Raw genomic sequence first — 19,025 nt, forward strand, 5'->3', positions numbered from 1 at the left:
TCACTGGCCCCGGGCAACCGAATCAGCAGGTATTTCCCTTATGGCAAACCAACCCGCATCGGCCAGCTTTATCAAGGACCCGCTCTGGTACAAGGACGCGGTGATCTACCAGGTGCATATCAAGTCATTTTTCGATTCCAATAACGACGGTATCGGCGACTTTCCCGGCCTGATAAGCAAGCTGGATTACATCGCCGAGCTGGGGGTCAACACCCTGTGGCTGCTGCCGTTCTATCCCTCGCCGCGGCGCGATGATGGCTACGATATTGCCGATTATCGAGGCGTGCATCCGGACTACGGCACCCTGGCCGACGTCAAACGCTTTATCGCCCAGGCCCACAAGCGCGGTCTGCGGGTAATCACTGAACTGGTGATCAACCACACCTCGGATCAGCATCCCTGGTTTCAAAAGGCCCGCCGTGCCAAGGCTGGCTCCAGGGCTCGGGATTACTACGTGTGGTCGGATACCGATGAAAAATACGACGGCACCCGGATCATTTTTCTCGACACCGAAACCTCGAACTGGACCTGGGACCCGGTCGCCGGCCAGTACTTCTGGCACCGCTTTTACTCCCACCAGCCGGACCTGAATTTCGACAACCCGCAGGTGATGAAAGAAGTGCTGGCGGTGATGCGCTACTGGCTGGACATGGGCATCGACGGCCTGCGCCTGGATGCCATTCCGTACCTGATCGAGCGCGATGGCACCAATAACGAAAACCTGCCCGAGACCCATCAGATCCTCAAGCAGATCCGCGCCGAAATCGATGCCCATTACCCCGACCGCATGCTGCTGGCAGAGGCCAATCAATGGCCCGAAGACACCCAGCAGTATTTTGGCGACAGCGATGGCATCAATGGTGATGAGTGCCACATGGCCTTCCACTTTCCGTTGATGCCGCGCATGTACATGGCCCTGGCCCAGGAAGACCGCTTCCCGATCACCGATATCCTGCGCCAGACCCCGGAAATTCCGGCGAATTGCCAATGGGCGATTTTCCTGCGCAACCATGATGAGTTGACCCTGGAAATGGTCACCGACAAGGAACGCGATTACCTGTGGAACTACTACGCCGCCGACAAGCGGGCGCGGATTAACCTGGGGATTCGTCGGCGTCTGGCGCCGTTGATGGAACGTGATCGCCGGCGCATCGAGCTGCTCAACAGCCTGTTGTTATCGATGCCGGGCACGCCGACCCTGTATTACGGCGATGAAATTGGCATGGGGGACAATATTTACCTCGGCGACCGCGACGGGGTGCGTACGCCGATGCAGTGGTCGATTGACCGAAACGGCGGATTCTCGCGGGCCAACCCGGCGAGCCTGGTGTTGCCGCCGATCATGGATCCGCTGTATGGCTATCAATCGGTGAACGTTGAGGCCCAATCCGGCGATCCGCATTCATTGCTCAACTGGACCCGGCGCCTGCTCTCCGTGCGCCAGCAGCAACAAGCCTTTGGTCGCGGCACCTTGAAAATGCTGTCCCCCAGCAACCGGCGGATTCTGGCGTACATTCGCGAATACACCGACGGCGACGGCAAGACTGAAACTATCCTCTGCGTGGCCAACGTGTCGCGCAGCGCCCAGGCGGCAGAGCTGGAGCTGTCCGAATTCGCCGGGCGGGTACCGGTGGAGATGCTGGGGGGCAATGCCTTTCCGCCCATTGGCCAGATGGACTTCATGCTGACCCTGGCGCCCTACGGTTTTTACTGGTTTTTGCTGGCTACCGAGAATCAGATGCCGAGCTGGCACGCAGAACCGGCGCAAAGCCTGCCCGAACTGCTGACCCTGGTGCTCAAACAGCGCCTTGAAGAGTTGCTCGATACCCCGCCGCGGACCACTCTGGAAAACGTGATCCTGCCGGCGTGGTTACCCAAACGCCGCTGGTTCGGGCAAAAAAATGCACCGGTCGAGCAGGTCAAAATTCTCCACGGCACCCGTTTTGGCGATGCCTTGCACCCCATGTTGCTGACCGAGGTACAAGTCACCAGCGGCGGCGAACAACACCATTATCAAGTGCCCCTTGGGGTATTGGGCGAGGATCAGGCAAGCAGCACGTTGGCCCAGCAATCGGTACTGTCGCGGCTGCGGCGTGGCCCTCAGGTCGGTTTCATGACCGATGCTTTTGCTCTTGAAGCCTTTGTCAGGGCCGTACTGGCGGGCATGCAAAGCGGCGAGAAAATCAGCAGCAGCGCCGGTACTATCAGTTTTACCGCGACCGCGCAGCTGGCGGCCCTGGGGCTCAACGAACAGAGTGAAGTGCGTTATCTCACGGCCGAACAATCAAATAGCTCGGTGGTGATCGGCGGCGCCATGGTGCTTAAGCTGATCCGCAAAATCAGCAGTGGCCAGCATCCGGAGCTGGAGCTGGGTGCCTACCTGACCGAGGCCGGGTATCAGCATATTTCTCCGTTGCTGGGGGCAGTGGTGCGCCATGGAACCGGGGGCGAAGAGACCTTGCTGATGATTGCCCAGGGCTATTTGAGTAACCAGGGCGATGCCTGGACCTGGACCCAGAACAACCTGGAACGGGCCATTCGCGACGAAATGGCCGACGCCATGTCCGAGCACGAACAGCATTACAACGCCCTGGTCGAACTGGCAGATTTTGCCGGTTTGCTCGGCCAGCGTCTGGGGGAGATGCACGGGGTGCTGGCGCAAGCCAGCGACAACCCTGACTTTGCCCCTCAGACCACGTCCGAGGCCGATACCCGGCAGTGGGCAAGCCATATCAACGGGCAATTGAAGCAGGCCTTGAAACTGCTCAAACAACATCTGCCCGAGCTTGGCGAGCCTGAGCAAAAACAGGTGAAAAAACTGCTGGCGCAACAAGGCGCGATCACCGCCCATGTCCAGCAACTGGCCAAGAGAACCCAGGGTGGCCTGAAGATCCGGGTGCATGGCGACCTGCATCTGGGGCAGGTGCTGGTGGTCAAGGGCGATGCCTACTTCATCGACTTTGAAGGTGAGCCTGCGCGCCCGCTGTCAGCCCGGCGCAGCAAGCACAGCCCCTATAAAGACCTGAGCGGGTTATTGCGCTCCTTCGATTACGCAGCGGCCATGGCGGTCAGCAACGTGCAACAGTCGGATCACTCGGATCAGGCTGACGATGCACGGCAACGGGTGGTTGAACGCTATTTGCAAGAAGCCCGGACAGCATTGGTCGATGCATACCGGCAAGCAACAGCTAGCCTTGCCCATGACTGGAAAGTGGCCGGGGGCGAGGATGCCGCACTGGCGCTGTTCAGTCTGGAAAAGGCGGCCTATGAAATTATCTATGAAGCGGCAAATCGGCCTGCCTGGTTGCGGGTTCCCTTGCAGGGTTTAAGCGATTTGCTCACCCACTTGCCAAGTACGGCCAAGCCTTTACCGGATGGAGAGAAGTGATGAGTTCAAACAAGGTTCCTGGCCCGGGGAAAATGGCTGTGCTGCCCGCGCGCGACGACATCGAAGCACTGATCAACACTCGGCACCGGGACCCTTTTGCGGTGTTGGGGCCGCACCCGGACGGTGTGGGCGGGCAAGTGATACGGGCATTTTTGCCCGGTGCCCTGAGCGTCAAGGTAGTGGCCCGCGACTCGGACGAGGTGATTGGCACGCTGGACAGCAGCGAGGTCCCGGGCCTGTTTGCCGGGCATTTTGCCGATGTCCGCGGCTATCGGCTATGTATCAGTTGGGCCGGTGGCGAGCAGACCAGTGAAGATCCTTACAGCTTTGGGCCTTTGCTGGGGGAAATGGACCTGTATCTGTTTGCAGAGGGTAATCACCGGGACTTGAGCAGTTGTTTCGGCGCCCAGGTCATGAGCGTCGATGGCGTTCCCGGTGTGCGTTTTGCGGTGTGGGCGCCGAATGCGCGGCGAGTGTCGGTGGTGGGGGATTTCAATATCTGGGATGGCCGCAGGCACCCCATGCGCCTGCGCCATCCAAGCGGGGTCTGGGAGCTGTTTATTCCGCGTCTTGCGCCCGGTGAAGCCTACAAGTACGAAATTCTTGGGGCCAACGGTATCTTGCCGCTCAAGGCTGATCCGGTGGCGCTGGCCACCCAGTTGCCGCCCGATACGGCCTCCCGGGTGGCCTCGCCGCTGCAGGTGGACTGGCAGGACGCGGCCTGGATGCAGAGTCGCGCTGAACATCAGAAGCCGGACGCGCCATTGTCCATTTATGAATTGCACGCCGGCTCCTGGCAGTGCGAGGTCGATGATATCGGCGAAGTTGCGCGCCTGTATAACTGGCATGAACTGGCAGAGCGCCTGATCCCTTACGTACAGAAACTGGGGTTCACCCATATCGAGCTGATGCCGATCATGGAACACCCGTTTGGCGGTTCGTGGGGCTATCAGCCCTTGTCCCAGTTTGCGCCGAGTGCCCGATACGGTTCGCCGGATGATTTCGCAGCCTTCGTCAATGCCTGTCATGTGGCCGGGATCGGGGTGATTCTGGACTGGGTGCCCGCGCATTTTCCCAACGATACCCATGGCCTGGCGCAATTTGACGGCACGGCGCTGTATGAATATGCCAACCCGCTGGAGGGCTATCACCAGGACTGGAACACCTTGATCTACAACCTGGGGCGCACCGAAGTCCATGGCTTCATGCTGGCCTCGGCGTTGCACTGGCTCAAGCATTTCCATATCGACGGCCTGCGGGTGGATGCGGTGGCCTCGATGCTGTATCGCGATTACTCGCGCAAAGCGGGCGAGTGGGTGCCGAACATTCATGGGGGCCGGGAAAACCTCGAAGCCATTGAGTTCTTGCGCCATCTCAACGACGTGGTGGCCCTGGAGGCCCCCGGCGCCCTGATGATTGCCGAAGAGTCCACCGCGTGGCCGGGGGTCAGTCAGAGTACCCAGCAGGGCGGTCTGGGTTTTGCCTACAAATGGAACATGGGCTGGATGCATGATTCGCTGCACTACATCCAGCAGGACCCGATGTACCGTGCCCATCATCACAACGAGTTGAGCTTTGGCCTGGTGTACGCCTGGAGCGAGCGCTTCATCCTGCCGATTTCCCACGATGAAGTGGTGCACGGCAAGCATTCACTGATCGACAAGATGCCCGGGGATCGCTGGCAAAAATTCGCCAACCTGCGGGCCTATCTGAGTTTTATGTGGGCGCATCCGGGCAAGAAGTTGCTGTTTATGGGCTGTGAGTTCGGACAGTGGCGCGAGTGGAACCACGATCAGCAACTGGACTGGTACTTGCTGCAATACCATGACCACCAGGGGGTGCAGAAGCTGGTGGGTGATTTGAATCGCCTGTACCGCGAAGAACCGGCGCTGCATGACCAGGACGATGTGGCGCAAGGCTTTCAATGGCTGATCGGGGATGATGCGACCAACAGTGTCTATGCCTGGCTGCGCTGGAGCAAGGCGGGCAAACCGCTGCTGGTGGTCGCCAACTTCACCCCGGTGCCTCGTCCGGGATATCGCATTGGCGTGCCGTTTTCCGGTACCTGGCAAGAGGTGCTCAACAGTGATGCGGATACTTATGCCGGTTCCAACTATGGCAATGGCGGGGGAGTGATGACCCAGGCCTTGCCAAGTCATGGTCAGGAGGTTTCGCTGGCATTGAATCTGCCGCCGCTGGGGGTTCTGATTTTACAGCCGACGTGATGCCTGGTGGTATGCCCCGGTGCTTTTCCTTTTCAGCCTGCCGGGGCAGATTTTCCCGGGTAGTCGCTGACGAGCAACGAGGCTGCGACAAGGGGCAGCAGGCCCTTCAGTTGCGGGGCCTGCTACGCAGTCCATCGCAGCCTCGTCAGCGACTACCGGTGAAAGGCCCCACAAGTGTGACGGTCCCAGGGCAACCGGGCGCAGCCTTCGGCAACTGCCGCTACCAACGATTGTTCACAGATGCACTTCCACCGCCAACGGCAGGTGATCCGATAGATGGGGCCACGGTTTGTGGCCCAGGATGGTCGGGTGGTGACTGGAGGCATTGCGCAGGTAAATCCGGTCCAGACGCAGCAGCGGCCAGCGCGCCGGGTAGGTCCTGGCCAGTTTGCCGTGGTGACGTTCAAATACTTCGTGCAGGTCGTCACGCTGGGAAAGCATGGCATTGCCTTGCTCTTTCCAGTCATTGAAATCACCGGCAATGATCACCGGATCGTCAGGCGGCAAGGACTTGAGCAACTGATTAAGCAGCACGATCTGCAACTGTCTGTGGCTTTCCAGCAGGCTCAAGTGGACGCATATCGCATGCACGTTCTCGTGCCCCGGGACATCCAGCACGCAGTGCAGCAGGCCACGCCGTTCCGGGCCGGTGATGGATACATCGAGGTTGCGGTATGACTTGATCGGGTACTTGGACAACACCGCATTGCCGTGATGACCGTCGGGGTATACCGCATTGCGCCCGTAGGCGTAGTCGGTCCACATGCTGTCAGCCAGGAATTCATATTGCGATACCTGTGGCCAGGCATCGTAGCGCGATGCGTGCTTCTCATGTTCGCCCAGCACTTCCTGCAGAAAAACCAGGTCGGCCGATGTACTGCGTACGGCGTCGCGCAGTTCGGGCAGGATGAAACGGCGATTGAAGGCGGTGAAGCCCTTGTGCATGTTGACCGTGAGCACCTTCATTCGGTGTACATCAGGCACTGCGCCCGGGGCGGGTGACTCAATGTCGTTACCGGCAATATCAAGGGTCATGGTTTCTCCTGGGTTGTCAGGGTCCGACCCGGTGCGAGCCTGGCCGTTCAACACAGGCTATTTATAGCGCACCGGGCCGTGGGTCCGGTTGATGTTGATCAGCTGCCGGGGCGATCAGCAGTGACTTCAGGTAATCGCCGAAGCCACCCCTGGCGCGACAGTCCAGCCGGGCACTGGTGGTCACCCTGGGCCGGTGGCTCCAGGCGATGGAGGCACCACTGGCCTGCAGCCGCTTCACCAGATGCACATCTTCATGGCACGCCAACGGCTGAAAACCTCCAGCATCGCGATATGCCCGGGCACTGAAGCCCAGGTTGGCGCCATGAATGTGCCGATGCCCGTCCCGGGCCTCATAGGCCGCCAGATATCGGGCGCGGGCAGGGGCATCGACCAGGGGGCCCCAGTCATCGATCCGCACGGTGCCGCATACGGCATCGGTATTGAGCGCCAGTTGCGCCACCAGCCAGTCATCGGCTACCAGGCTGTCTGCGTCGGTGCAGGAGATCCATCGCGCCCCCTGCTCAAGCAGCCACTGCGCACCGGTGCCCCGGGCGACTCCGACATTGCGGGCCTTGATGTGCAGCACCTTGATGTCGTACTTGGCGGCTATGTCTGCCGAACCATCGCTGCAACTGTCGAGCACCAGCGTCACCTTGACCGCCTCGCCGTTGAGTTCGGGGTGCCGGGCTGCCGTGAGCGCAGCTTGCAGGCATTGCGCGAGCAGATCTTGCTCGTTGTGAGCAGGTATCAGAATGCCGATCATCGCAGGCCCTCCTGGCTTGCCACTGACATAGGGTCGAGGCCCCAGACTTCAAGTACAAAATCATCTTCCAGGTGCTGCGCGAGCCGGCTCAGCCCCAGGCCGGCATGCAGCAGGCCATGCACTTGATCCCCGGTCAGGGCGCAGCCCTCGATGGCCGGGCGCCAGTGACAGGCCAGTACCTGTCCCTGCTCTGCAAGGCTGCCCGCGATCCGCTCAATCATGGACTGCAACTCGTTGGCATCCAGGTAGTAGCCCAGTTCACTGAGTACGATCAGGTCAAAACGGCCACTGGCCCAATCGGCCGGTAACCGGCTCTGGCGAACTTCAACGTTCGGGCAGTGGCTCAGGCGTTGCTGTGCCAGTTCGACCGCCCTGGCGGCTGCGTCGCAACACAACAGGCGGTCAGTGCGCTGGGCCAGGCCTGCACTTAACTCGCCATTGGCACAGCCCAACTCATAGATCGACCCATAATGCTGACGCGGCAAGCTGGCCAGGGTCAGTGCGCGTTTGCGCTGTTCGTACCAGCGCTCGCGAAAAGCCCACGGGTCCGGGTTCTGCTCATACAGCTGATCAAAAAAAGCCGTGGAAACACCCATGTTTCACTCCTGTACAAAGACTATTTCGTAGGGGCGCAGCAGGCGCTCGAGTGCCAGGGCCGGCAAAATCGGGCCTGAGCCGGTACTCGGGTCGTCCTGCAACTGACTGCTGAACGCACTGGCCGCATAGCGTTTACGCGCCATGGCACTGGGGCTGAGGTTGATTTTGTACGCGCGGGCCCAAGGCACCCGGGCATCGTCATCGCGGGCCCAGTGCCAGGTCCAGATCGGCAGCTCATGCAGGGTCGCGCCCACCGCTTTGGCGGCGGTGCTGCTGGCGCGGCCGACCGCATCGTGATCGCTGTGGCCGTCCTCGCGCCAGGTCGCGAACAGCACATCACCGGGGCGTAACTGCTGCTCGATAAACACTGCCACCGCGGCCTCCCGGGTGGCGACCTGACTGTCCTCAAACCCTGCTCGTAGCCATTGCCACTGGGGTAGCGCGAGCCCCAGGCGGCGCAGCGCTTCTTCGGACTCCTGAACGCGCAACGCGCCCAGCTGCTGCGCGGGCCATCGGGTTGACCCCGGGTGGCTGGCAGTGCCGTCGGTGACCGAGATAAGCAGCAACTCACGGCCGGACGCGCCGATCATTTGCAGCAAGCCACCGCTGCCCAGTATTTCGTCATCCGGGTGCGGGGCAATGATCACCGCGCGGGCGCCTTCGGGTACCAGGTCCGACAGCTGTATTTCCGGCAACCCGGCCAGGCGCCGGGATTCGCTCCAGTGCTCCAGCGAGGTACCGGCCCCTACGATCAGATTGGTTTTCATAGTGGCCACCAGGTGTCAGGTTGCAGCGCCACCAGTTTGCCCAGGGCTTGCAGGTCGCGTTCGGCATGGCTTTGGCGCAGGTACACCGGCAGGTCGGCGCTGAGCCGGGCAAAGTGCGGATTCTGGCAATAAGGGCCTGCGCCCAGTGCCCGGCCTACATGCTGAATCACCTGTTCGGCGCAGGCTTCAATGTGCGCCCGGGCCTGACGTGCCAGCAGTTGCGCGTCGGCCTCTGGGCTCTCATCGACCCGCCGGGCGCACTCGCGCAGAACGCAGGAGGCGCTGTACAGCGCAGCATTCACCGCGCCCAGATGGGCCAGGGCGTGGGGCTCTTCGCGCTGGCTGCAGTGCTGTTGCAAGTAACTGCCCAGCCGGCTGGCTGCAGCGTGCCAGCAGGCGGCGATACCGATGGCGCCGTGCCAGAAACCCGGGCGCTGCAAGTAGTCGCCGGGGCGGCCGATGCAGGTGGCGGGCGCCTGCTCGAAGGTCACCTCGACACTGGCGGTGGCGCGCATGCCAACCGCTTCCCAGCCGTGTGACGAGACGCTGATGTGTGGCTGGTGCATGTCCACCGCGACCAGTTGCACCGCGCCTTGCTCATCCCGTGCGGTGAGCAGGCCATGACTGACCACCGCCGCGCCCGAACACCAGGCCTTGCGGCCGGTGAGGATGGCCTGGCCATCGACCAAATGCACATCGACCCGGGCATCCGGCGGTTCTGCCGCCCACAATCCCCAGGTACTGCCCGGTGCAGGCCGGGGGGCACCCAGTTCGTGGAGGGTGGCCAGGGCATCGGTATGGCCTTCATAAAGCTTGCACAGGCCCAGGTCCTGGCCGGCGACCCGCCCCAGTCGCTGCCAGCGCTCCAGGGTCTGGCCGCTGCCCGGCATCGGCAGTTGATCGAGGCCGGCCTGCACCATTTGCCGCAGGCAATCGCCCAACGCCTGAGGGGTGTCCAGGCGCGGCGCGTGGATTTCAAAAAATGCGTGCAGATCCATGTTCAGGTCCCTTGTTCACGCATCAGCTCGAACAGCGCCATCGAACGTCCATTGACGCAATAGGTGCTGTTGAATGCCAAGACCTCCTGGCCCTTGATGTCCGGGTCGAAGGTGTCGAATTTACAAATCCAGCCGGTGCCCTCGGGCACTTCGGGCAGGGTGAAATCGACCCCGTCATGGTGCGCGTTGACGGCAATCAGCAGTGTGGCGTCGGCCCCGGCCCGTTGTACCCCCGAGACCCGGGCCCGGCCGTCCAGAAGCATGCCCAGACTGCGGCCATTGGCGTCCTGCCACTGCTCGATACTCATTTCATTGCCGTCGGCGGCCAGCCAGGTCACGTCCTTGACCCCCAGTTCTTCGTTGTAGTGGCCGACCAGAAACAGGTTGCGACGCAGGATCGGATAGCTCATGCGCAGTTTGATCAGGCGCTTGACGAACTTGAGCAGCGACTTGCCGTCTTCGTCCAGGTCCCAGTTGATCCAGCCAATTTCGCTGTCCTGGCAATAGGCGTTGTTATTTCCGTGCTGGGTACGGGCGAATTCGTCACCGGCGACGATCATGGGTGTGCCCTGGGCCAGCAGCAGGGTGGCAAAGAAGTTGCGCATCTGGCGCAGGCGCAGGCCGTTGATTTCGGGATCGTCGACAGGGCCTTCAGCCCCGTGGTTCCAGGACAGGTTGTTGTTGCTGCCGTCCTGGTTGTCCTCGTCGTTGGCCTCGTTGTGCTTGTCGTTGTAGGACACCAGATCGTGCAGGGTGAAACCGTCGTGGGCGGTAATGAAGTTGACCGAGGCATAGGGCCTGCGCCCACGCTGATTGAACAGCTCGCCGGAAGCGGTCATGCGCGCGGCGAAATCGGCCAGTTGGCCCTCATCGCCCTTCCAGAAGGCCCGTACGGTATCGCGAAAGCGGTCGTTCCACTCCGCCCAGCCCGGCGGGAAACCGCCCACTTGATAGCCCCCGGGGCCGCAGTCCCAGGGTTCGGCAATCATCTTCACCTGACGCAGCAACGGGTCCTGACGGCAGGCCACCAGGAAGCTGTGCCGCTCGCTGAAGCCTTCGTGATAACGCCCCAGAATGGTCGCCAGATCGAAGCGAAAACCGTCCACGTGCATTTCATGGGCCCAGTACCGCAACGAGTCGGTGACCATCTGCAGCACGCAGGGGTGGCTCAGGTCCAGGGTGTTGCCGGTGCCGGAATCATTGATGTAGTAGCGATTGTCATCGGGCATCAGCCGGTAGTAGGAGGCGTTGTCGATCCCGCGCATCGACAGGGTGGGGCCTTGCTCGTTGCCTTCGGCGGTGTGGTTGTAGACCACGTCGAGAATGACTTCCAGACCGGCCTCGTGCAGGTGCGCGACCATCTCCTTGAATTCGGCGATTTTGCCGCTGGCCAGGTAGCGCGGGTCGGGGGCAAAAAACGCGATGCTGTTGTAGCCCCAGTAGTTGGTCATGCCTTTTTGCAGCAAGTGCTGGTCGTTGACGAACGCATGCACCGGCAGCAGTTCGACGCTGGTGACCCCCAGCTTGCGGATGTGCTCGATCACTTCGTCAACCATCAGCCCGGCAAAGGTGCCGCGCACATCTTCGGGTACCGCCGGATGGCGCATGCTGATCCCGCGAACATGGGTTTCGTAGAAAATCGTACGGTCCCAGGGCACTTGCACCCGATGGTCGTGGCCCCAGGTGTGGGCGGGGTCTATCACTTTGCATTTGGGCACGAAGGGCGCGCTGTCACGTTCGTCGAAACTCAGGTCGGCGTCGGGATGGCCGATGGTGTAGCCAAACAGCGCTTCAGACCATTTAAGCTCGCCGACCAATTGTTTGGCATAGGGATCGATCAAGAGTTTGTGGTGATTGAAGCGGTGGCCATTTTCCGGGTCATAGGGGCCATAGACACGGTAGCCGTAGATTTGCCCCGGGTGGGCATCGGGCAAGTAGCCGTGGAAGGTTTCGTCGGTGTACTCGGGCAGTTCAATGCGCTCAAGCTCGATTTCGCCGCTGGGATCGAACAGGCACAGTTCGACTTTGGTGGCGTTGGCTGAAAACAATGCAAAGTTGACCCCCAGCCCGTCCCAGGTGGCGCCGAGCGGAAAGGGCAGGCCTTCACGAATGCGCGAGGGTTCAACGTCCGGAGTTGCAGGGGGGGGCGACTTGGGCTTGGTCATGACTGCTCCTGGGTAATGGGTTAAATCCTGAACGTTAATTCGCAGCGCGACTGGCGAAGGCACCGTGTTTTCAGGGCATAGCTTTGCCGTCAGGCATTACTGGCCTGCTAAAAATCTGATCAAAGATTCAGTGCGCAGACAGGTCTGCGCACTGCAAAAACCGGGTTAGGGTTTTGCCGGCTTGCGGGTTGCCTTGGGCTTTTTCGCCACGGGCTCTTTCGCAGCCGGTCTGGCGGCCGCGCCAGGGTCTGGTTTGGCCCGGGCCTTGCGAGGTTCGGACTGGGACGGGGCGAGTGCTTCGGCCTGCGCCAGTTTGTGCGCCATCTCCCAATGCCGGGCTTCCTGGCCCTCGGGCTGGCCTTCGGATTCCCAGATCTGGTAAGCAAACTCACGGATGCGTTTTTCGTTGTTACTCATCGCAAAGCTCCTGAACTCAAGGGTTGATCATGAGATTGACGGGGAAGGTATCGAGAGCATCGCAGACCCGCAGCGTCTTACTTTTAGTGACTACCGGTGTTTCAAAAAGTCCCTTTAATTTGAGGTTTAATCCGTCAAACGGTAAATCGATGCAGGTATCTGCCCAAATGGACTTTGAACTAAAGACGGGCGCCTGTTTTTGCAGGTCGGCGGCGCTCAAGCGTGGCACCACGATCACCGCCAGTTGATCCTGCCAGCGACGGGCAAATGCGAGTACTTGGGTGGCCCGCGGACCGCTTACCGTCAGCGGGATATAGCTGCCGCGACTGAACAGCTGCGGGTGGCGCGCGCGCAGATGCAGGGTGCGGGCAATCAATGCCTGTTTGATCGCACCACTGCGCCACTGCTGCAGCAGCTGGTCTTCACTCAAAGGGCTGGCAAGCAGTTGCTGGCGCTGTTCGAAGTCCACGGGCCGGCGGTTGTCCGGGTCCACCAGGCTCAGGTCCCAGAGGTCGGTGCCCTGATAGATGTCGGGAACCCCGGGGGTGGTCAGTTTCAACAGACATTGCGCCAGCCCGTTGACGGCCCCGGCACTGGCGATGTCTTCACAGGCCTGAAACAGTTCGGTGCGTAAAGCGAGCCCGGCCGGTTGCAGCAGCAGTCGGGCAACAAAGGTTTTGACCCCTTGCTCATAGGCTTCGTCAGGGGCGTCCCACTGGCTCTCGAGCTTGGCTTCGCGCAAGGCCTTGAGTTGCCACTGCCAGATTCTGTCGTGGTATTGCTGCAGGCCCGGAGCATCGTCAAGCCGCAGATCCAGCGGCCAGGTACTGAGGATGATTTGATACAGGATCAACTCATCGCCGGGCGTCGGGCCACTGGCATCTGCCCGCAGTGCCTGTGCCAGGGGTTGCCAGCGCTGCACGCACTGCACGTACCAGGCACTGCGCTCACTGAGTACGGCAAGGCGCGCGCGGCTGTCTTCGCCGCGCTTGTGATCATGGCTGGCGGTGGCCAGCAGGTTGTCCGGGAAGTGCTTTGAACGCTGCTCGCAGACGCGGTGAAAGTCTTCGCTCGGGGCACTGATACGTTCGGTACTGAAGCCGACATCGTTGCGCGACAACAATCGTCCATAGCGATAGAGCGCCGTGTCTTCCACGGCTTTGGCGGCAGTGGGCGAGGTCAGTTGCTGAAAACGCACACAGGCATGCTTGAGGCGTTTGCGTGAAAGGCCTGCAGGCCAGTTGCGCCAGGCAGCGCCCCCCAGCCACTGTTGCAAATTGTCCAGCACGGGCCAGTCGGCTTCACCCAGCTGTTCCCGGGCGCCAGCCATTGCCTGTTCAAAGAAGACCTCATCGGCCGCGCTGCGGCCGTTCGCGCCGATATAGATGCGGTACACCGGAAAATGCATCACCAGCGCTTCCAGAGCCCGGCGTATGGCGCCCAGGGTCAGGTCGCGGCTCATGATGTCGTCGCGGGCAACGTCCAGCAATGCCTGGGCCACGCTTGAAAAATCACCGGCAAGGGAACCGTTGAGGATCTGTTGGCGTGCCAGCAAGGCTTCGGCGTGAAAGTCGGCTGGTCGCTGGCTAAGGCCGGACCATAACTGCGCCAGGGGTTGCTCACCCTCAGGTTGATGCTGAAGCAGTGACACCTGATCCATGAATTCATAGCCGGTGGTGCCGTCGACACACCAGTCGCCGGGCAGCAGCTCGTCCATGGCGAGGATCTTTTCGACATAGATGGGTATATGCCGGCCCGGGCTCAGGCTATCTACCCGGCGGCGCAATTTGCGGCAATACCCGCGCGGGTTGGCCAGGCCGTCAATGTGATCGATGCGCAGCCCGTCCACCAGGCCCTGTTCAATCAGCTGGAATATTTTGCCGTGGGTGGCATCGAAGACCCTGGAGCGCTCAACGCGCAAACCCGCGAGTTCGTTGACATCAAAGAAGCGGCGCCAGTTGATGTCGTCGGCGGCAGTGCGCCAGCTGGCCAGTCGGTAGGCCTGACGCTCGAGCAACTGGTGCAGGCGGGCAAAACCCTGGGCGTGGCGTGAATCGAACTGTGACAACAGCTGCTGTATGGCGTCATCAGCGCCGGGCGACTGGCTGAATACGGCCAGTTGCTGTTGCAGCGCCAGGGCCTGTTCCCGGGGGCTGTCACTGTCTTTAAGCGCCGAAAATTGCTCTGCCAGCACCTGCAAGGACTGCTGCGGGCTGTTGCCGAGGAGGGTGGCGTAGTGCAGCGGGCAAATGGGGAAATGATGGGTGCCATACTCTGCGTGAAAAGCGCCCGTGTCGGCATTGAAGCGCAAACGGATACTGCCTTCTTGCAGGCTTGCACCGTAGTCATTGCCCAGAAATGGCAGCAACAGCTGACCCTTTAGCAAGGGGTCGGAGGAGTGCCACTGGATGTCAAAAAACTCGGCGTACGGGCTGGCCCGGCCCCAGGCCAGAAGGTTTTGCCACCAGGCATTGTCAGACCCGCCCACGGCCATGTGATTGGGCACGATATCGAGGATCAGGCCCATGTCGTGGGCCCGCAGCTCGGCCACCAGACGCCGCAGCGCCGATTCGCCGCCCAGCGCCGGGCTGACGTGGGCCGGGTCCACCACATCGTAACCATGCATCGAGCCTGCGCGGGCGGTGAGCAAGGGCGAGGCATATAGATGGCTGATGCCCAGGCGCGCGAAGTAGGGCACCTGAAGTCGCGCATCATCCAGTGTGAAACCGGCATGCAATTGCACGCGCTGGGTCGCGCGCACGGGCAGTGGCGGCTGCCCGTTCATTGATCGCGCTCCTGGGCTTGCAGTCGTGCGCAGGCGAGCAGTTCCAGGCGTCGGGCAACGTCTGCTGAATCAAGCAGGGTGTCGCAGTCTGCGGGAAGGCGTCGGCACCAGTTGGGGTGGCTGCTGATGGTCCCGGGCAGATTGGCCTGTTCTTGCAGGCCCAGGGCATCTTCGATGGGCAGCAGCACCAGCGGCGCGCGGGTATGTCCAAGGAAGCGGGCGCTGGCGTCGAGCACCTGGTCGGCCCCGGTGGATTCGTCCAGAAAATTCTGCCGGTCCTGACTCAGCGCCCGGTGCAGGCCATTACGTTCATGCTGGCGGTTTTCCCGCCAGTGGGCCTCGGTTGCCTGATCCACCATGCCCAGCCGGGCATTCCAGTCGATGTCGCGCTCCAGCCACCAGCCATTGAGGGTTGGCAGATCATGGGTGCTGGTGGTGGCCAGTGCGTTATCCGGCCAGTCCAGAATGGGCCGGAAATGGGCCCCGTAATCCTGTTCAAACAACAGCACGCGCATGCCCAGAATCGAGCGCTCGCAGAGTTTTTCGCGCAAGCCGTCGGGCACTGTGCCCAGGTCTTCGCCCAGGACAATGGCTTGATGGCGTACGGATTCCAGCGCCAGCAAGCGCAGCATGTCTTCGAGCGGGTAGTACAGGTAGGCCCCTTCATGGGCCGGGGCGCCCAGGGGGATGACCCACAGGCGTTGCAGGCCCATTACATGGTCGATACGCAAGCCGCCGGCGTGGGCGAAGTTGGCCCGCAGCATTTCGATAAAGGCGCGGAAGCCGTTGCGCTTGAGGCCATCGGGGGAAAATGCGGAGATGCCCCAGCCCTGGCCCTGACGATTGAGCAAGTCCGGTGGAGCACCGACGGTGAGGTGCGCCAGCAGTTCATCCTGACGGCACCAGGCCTGGCTGCCGCCGCCATCGGCGCCCACCGCGAGGTCGGCGATCAGGCCAACCGCCATGCCGCTGTCGCGGGCGGCCTTTTGCGCCTGAGCCAGGCACCGGGCAATCAGCCACTGGCAAAAGGCGTAATAGCCGATGTTGTGGGCTTGTTCTTCGGCAAATATCAGCAGTGCCGGGCTGTCGGGATCGCGCCACTGTTCGGGCCACTGCCGCCAGTCCAGGCTTTGCTGCTCGGCCACATGCTGCGCCTGCAGGGCTTCGAACCGGCAGTGGTTTTCCAGGGCTTCACCGCCTTCGTCGCGAAACTGCAGGAAGTCGTCCAGCAGCGGCTGTTCACCGAGCAGGAAGTCTTCGTAGAGCTGGCGCAGCAGGGTTTGTTTGGCCAGGGTTGCCGCTGGCCAGTCAATCAGCGGCAGTTGCTCCAGCCGGTGCAGTTCGGGGGCAAGACCGCAGGTCTCGATGGCCCGTTGCACCGGGACCTCACCCAGTACAGTGGCGGGGGCGGCGTACAGGCTGTTGAGAAACAGCCGGCTGGAGGGCGAGTAGGGGCTGTAGCGATACGGGTCGCAGCTGAACATGGCGTGCATCGGGCTGATCGCCAGGGCATCGGCGCCACGCTCGCCGGCGGCCTGGGCAAAGTGCGCCAGGGCCCGGGTGTCGCCAAAACCGCCATCGCCCTGGCGTTTCAGGGCGTACAGTTGCGTGCTCAAACCCCAGGCCCGGGGTGTGGCACTGTTGACCGCGTCCGCCATGCTGTAGCACCGGGCCGGAGCTACGGCGAGGATGAAGTGCTGATCTTCGACCTGGGCCCGGTGATAACCCACCCCGATCATGCCGGGAAGCCAGGCGTCGGCGTCCAGTTGAATGTCCAGGGTGCCGCCGGTTTCCAGATGGATGACGCATTGGCTATGGGGGTTGAAATACCGCGCCAGGTTCAGGCTTTTACCCACGTCGGCAGTCAGCAGCGGCGGCAGGTGTTTGTTTTGCTGTTCCAGCTGCAGGTTAAGCAGGCTGGTTTCTATGGCTTCGGCCGTATCGGCAGGCAGACCGAGCCCGGCCAGTACCGCTCTCAGTGCGTGGGCCGGTACATGCTGGGGCGTCCCGTTGGCATCTACCCAGTCCACGGCCAGGCCGGCACGACTGGCCAGTATTTCAAGTTGCGCTTCACTCATGGGCGCTCTCCGGTGGGGGCGATTGACGGGGGGCGGCAAGCAGGCTGACCAACGCGCAATAGGGGGCCAGCAGATGCTGCTCGTGCAGTTGCGAGGCCACTTGGGGCTGGCTTTGAAACAAGATTTCGGTAGCAGGCGCCGGGGTGTGGGGCACCGCGCGGGAACTCAGATTGAGGGTGATGTTCAGCACGCTGCCGTCGCCCATGCGCCAGTGAGCGGCCACGGCGCCTGCCGCCAGTACATGGGCCCCCAGGGATTGGGTTCCGGGCAGGCGCGCAATGATCGATTGATGGCGTATGCGCAGCAATTCTTGATAGAGCGCCAGCATGTTGTTGCGCTGCCCGTCATCGACCCCGGGCAATGACGGGCGGGCATGGCTAAAGGTCGATAACAGGTTGGGATCGGGAATTTCCGGCCCCTGGCTTATCGAGTTGAAGCTGCTGAAGTCGGCGAATTCCTTGCGTCGGCCCTCGGTGACGGCCTGGGCCAGTTCGCCGGTGTAGTCGGTGAAAAACAGAAAGGGCTCGGGCGCTGCACTTTCTTCGCCCATGAACAGCAACGGAATCATCGGCGATAACAGCAGCAAGGTGGTCGCGGCGCGCAAGGCCTGGGGCGGGCAAAGCTGATGCAGGCGATCACCCAGGGCGCGATTGCCGACCTGATCGTGATTTTGCAAGAACAGGACGAAGGCGGTGGGCGGCAAATGGCTGCTGGATTCACCCCGGGCATTGCCGTGGCGATCGTTCTGGCCTTGAAAGACAAAGCCCTGACTCAAGCAACGAGCCAGCTTTTGGGTGTTGTTTTCGACAAACTCGGAATAATAGGCGTCGGTTTCTGCCGTCAGCAGTACATGCAAGACGTTGTGCCCGTCGTCATTCCACTGTGCGTCGTAGTCTTTTTCCAGGAGAAAGGCCTGATTGGCCTCGTTTTCCAGGGTCAGCCACAGCTGTCGTTCCGGGCCTGCGCGCTGGCGTACATGCTGCGCCAGTTCATGCATAAACCCCGGGTGATTGATTGCATGCACTGCATCCAGGCGCAGCCCGTCGCAGCGATATTCAAGCAACCACATCAGCGCGTTGCCGATGAAAAAGTCACGTACCTCACGGCGTTCGTAATTGATGCCGGCCCCCCAGGGGGTGTGGGCCTGCTCGTTGAAAAACGGGTTGGCATAGGTGGGCAAGTAATTGCCTTGCGGCCCGAAATGGTTGTAGACAACGTCCACTATGACCATCAGGCCCAGGCCATGGGCCTGGTCAATCAACTGCTTGAGTGCCTGGGGTGAGCCGTAGGTGTCATGGGGCGCGTACAGCAGGGCGCCGTCATAGCCCCAATTGCGTTCGCCGCTGAACTGCGCCAAAGGCATCAGTTCGATGCCGGTGACGCCCATTTGTGCCAGGCGCGGCAACAGCTTGGCCACTTCGGCATAGCCACCGAGCACGCCGACATGCAGTTCATAAATCACCGCTTCATGCCAGGGCCGGCCTTGCCAGTGGCGGTTGCGCCAGTGGTAATCATTGGGGTCGAGCACCACGCTGTAACCCTCGAGCCCGCCGTCCTGCGCCCGGGAGGCCGGGTCCGGCACCGTAAATTCGCCATTGATGCAGTAGCGATAACGGGTGCCCTTGGGGCAGGGGGCATCCAGCACAAACCAGCCCTGCGCCCGGGCCGGCATTGGCAGCGACCGGCCGTTATCCAGCTCAAGGCTGACCGAATGCGCATCCGGGGCCCAGAGGGTGAAGCGTGTGTGTTGCGCGTCCAGCAGGTGGGCGCCATGGGGCCAGGTTTGCAATGTCTGTGAAGGCATCGA

Annotated in this window: 12 protein-coding genes; 2 read left to right on the plus strand and 10 right to left on the minus strand. The window is 61.6% G+C overall.

The features are described 5' to 3' along the window. Positions 1-40 precede the first annotated feature (40 nt). Together treS and glgB are read left to right on the plus strand one after the other, a co-directional pair. Complete coding sequence (treS, locus tag JQ845_RS08445; RefSeq protein WP_203008872.1) at positions 41-3,388, plus strand: maltose alpha-D-glucosyltransferase; 3,348 nt, start codon at positions 41-43, stop codon at positions 3,386-3,388. After that, the gene (gene glgB, locus JQ845_RS08450) at positions 3,388-5,613 is read left to right on the plus strand and encodes a 1,4-alpha-glucan branching protein GlgB (protein ID WP_003447556.1); all 2,226 of its coding nucleotides are present in this window, start codon (positions 3,388-3,390) and stop codon (positions 5,611-5,613) included. Before treS ends, glgB begins: the two co-directional genes overlap by 1 nt. A 234-nt stretch (positions 5,614-5,847) precedes the next feature. On the opposite strand, the gene JQ845_RS08455 is transcribed toward glgB, so the two are convergent. The 10 genes from JQ845_RS08455 to treZ form a co-directional block, all read right to left on the minus strand. Then, positions 5,848-6,648: an endonuclease/exonuclease/phosphatase family protein gene (locus JQ845_RS08455; RefSeq protein WP_010656101.1), complete on the minus strand. Its 801-nt coding sequence runs from the start codon at positions 6,646-6,648 to the stop codon at positions 5,848-5,850. Positions 6,649-6,709: 61 nt separating this feature from the next. Continuing rightward, positions 6,710-7,411: a glycosyltransferase family 2 protein gene (locus tag JQ845_RS08460; protein ID WP_010656100.1), complete on the minus strand. Its 702-nt coding sequence runs from the start codon at positions 7,409-7,411 to the stop codon at positions 6,710-6,712. After that, positions 7,408-8,007, minus strand: a complete 600-nt coding sequence (locus JQ845_RS08465) for an SAM-dependent methyltransferase (RefSeq protein ID WP_010656099.1) — start codon at positions 8,005-8,007, stop codon at positions 7,408-7,410. Before JQ845_RS08465 ends, JQ845_RS08460 begins: the two co-directional genes overlap by 4 nt. A 3-nt stretch (positions 8,008-8,010) precedes the next feature. Continuing rightward, complete coding sequence (locus JQ845_RS08470; RefSeq protein WP_003447564.1) at positions 8,011-8,775, minus strand: PIG-L deacetylase family protein; 765 nt, start codon at positions 8,773-8,775, stop codon at positions 8,011-8,013. After that, positions 8,772-9,773 (minus strand): acyl-CoA dehydrogenase family protein, encoded by a 1,002-nt coding sequence (locus JQ845_RS08475; RefSeq protein WP_203008873.1) that lies wholly within the window; start codon positions 9,771-9,773, stop codon positions 8,772-8,774. The genes JQ845_RS08470 and JQ845_RS08475 overlap by 4 nt, the downstream gene beginning before the upstream one ends. 2 nt (positions 9,774-9,775) lie before the next feature. Further along, on the minus strand, positions 9,776-11,938 hold the full coding sequence (gene glgX / locus JQ845_RS08480) for a glycogen debranching protein GlgX (RefSeq protein ID WP_161719632.1): 2,163 nt from the start codon (positions 11,936-11,938) through the stop codon (positions 9,776-9,778). Between the two features lie 165 nt (positions 11,939-12,103). After that, the gene (locus JQ845_RS08485; protein ID WP_010656096.1) at positions 12,104-12,355 is read right to left on the minus strand and encodes a DUF2934 domain-containing protein; all 252 of its coding nucleotides are present in this window, start codon (positions 12,353-12,355) and stop codon (positions 12,104-12,106) included. 16 nt (positions 12,356-12,371) lie between these two features. Next, positions 12,372-15,140 carry a malto-oligosyltrehalose synthase gene (locus JQ845_RS08490; RefSeq protein ID WP_203008874.1) on the minus strand — a complete coding sequence of 923 codons (2,769 nt, stop codon included), beginning with the start codon at positions 15,138-15,140 and terminating at the stop codon, positions 12,372-12,374. Then, positions 15,137-17,218 carry a 4-alpha-glucanotransferase gene (gene malQ, locus JQ845_RS08495; protein ID WP_203008875.1) on the minus strand — a complete coding sequence of 694 codons (2,082 nt, stop codon included), beginning with the start codon at positions 17,216-17,218 and terminating at the stop codon, positions 15,137-15,139. The genes JQ845_RS08490 and malQ overlap by 4 nt, the downstream gene beginning before the upstream one ends. Next, positions 17,211-19,022 (minus strand): malto-oligosyltrehalose trehalohydrolase, encoded by a 1,812-nt coding sequence (gene treZ / locus JQ845_RS08500; RefSeq protein ID WP_127196718.1) that lies wholly within the window; start codon positions 19,020-19,022, stop codon positions 17,211-17,213. The genes malQ and treZ overlap by 8 nt, the downstream gene beginning before the upstream one ends. Between the last annotated feature and the right edge of the window lie 3 nt (positions 19,023-19,025).

The organism is Pseudomonas paraversuta, assembly GCF_904063065.1.
Taxonomy (GTDB): Bacteria; Pseudomonadota; Gammaproteobacteria; order Pseudomonadales; family Pseudomonadaceae; genus Aquipseudomonas; species Aquipseudomonas paraversuta.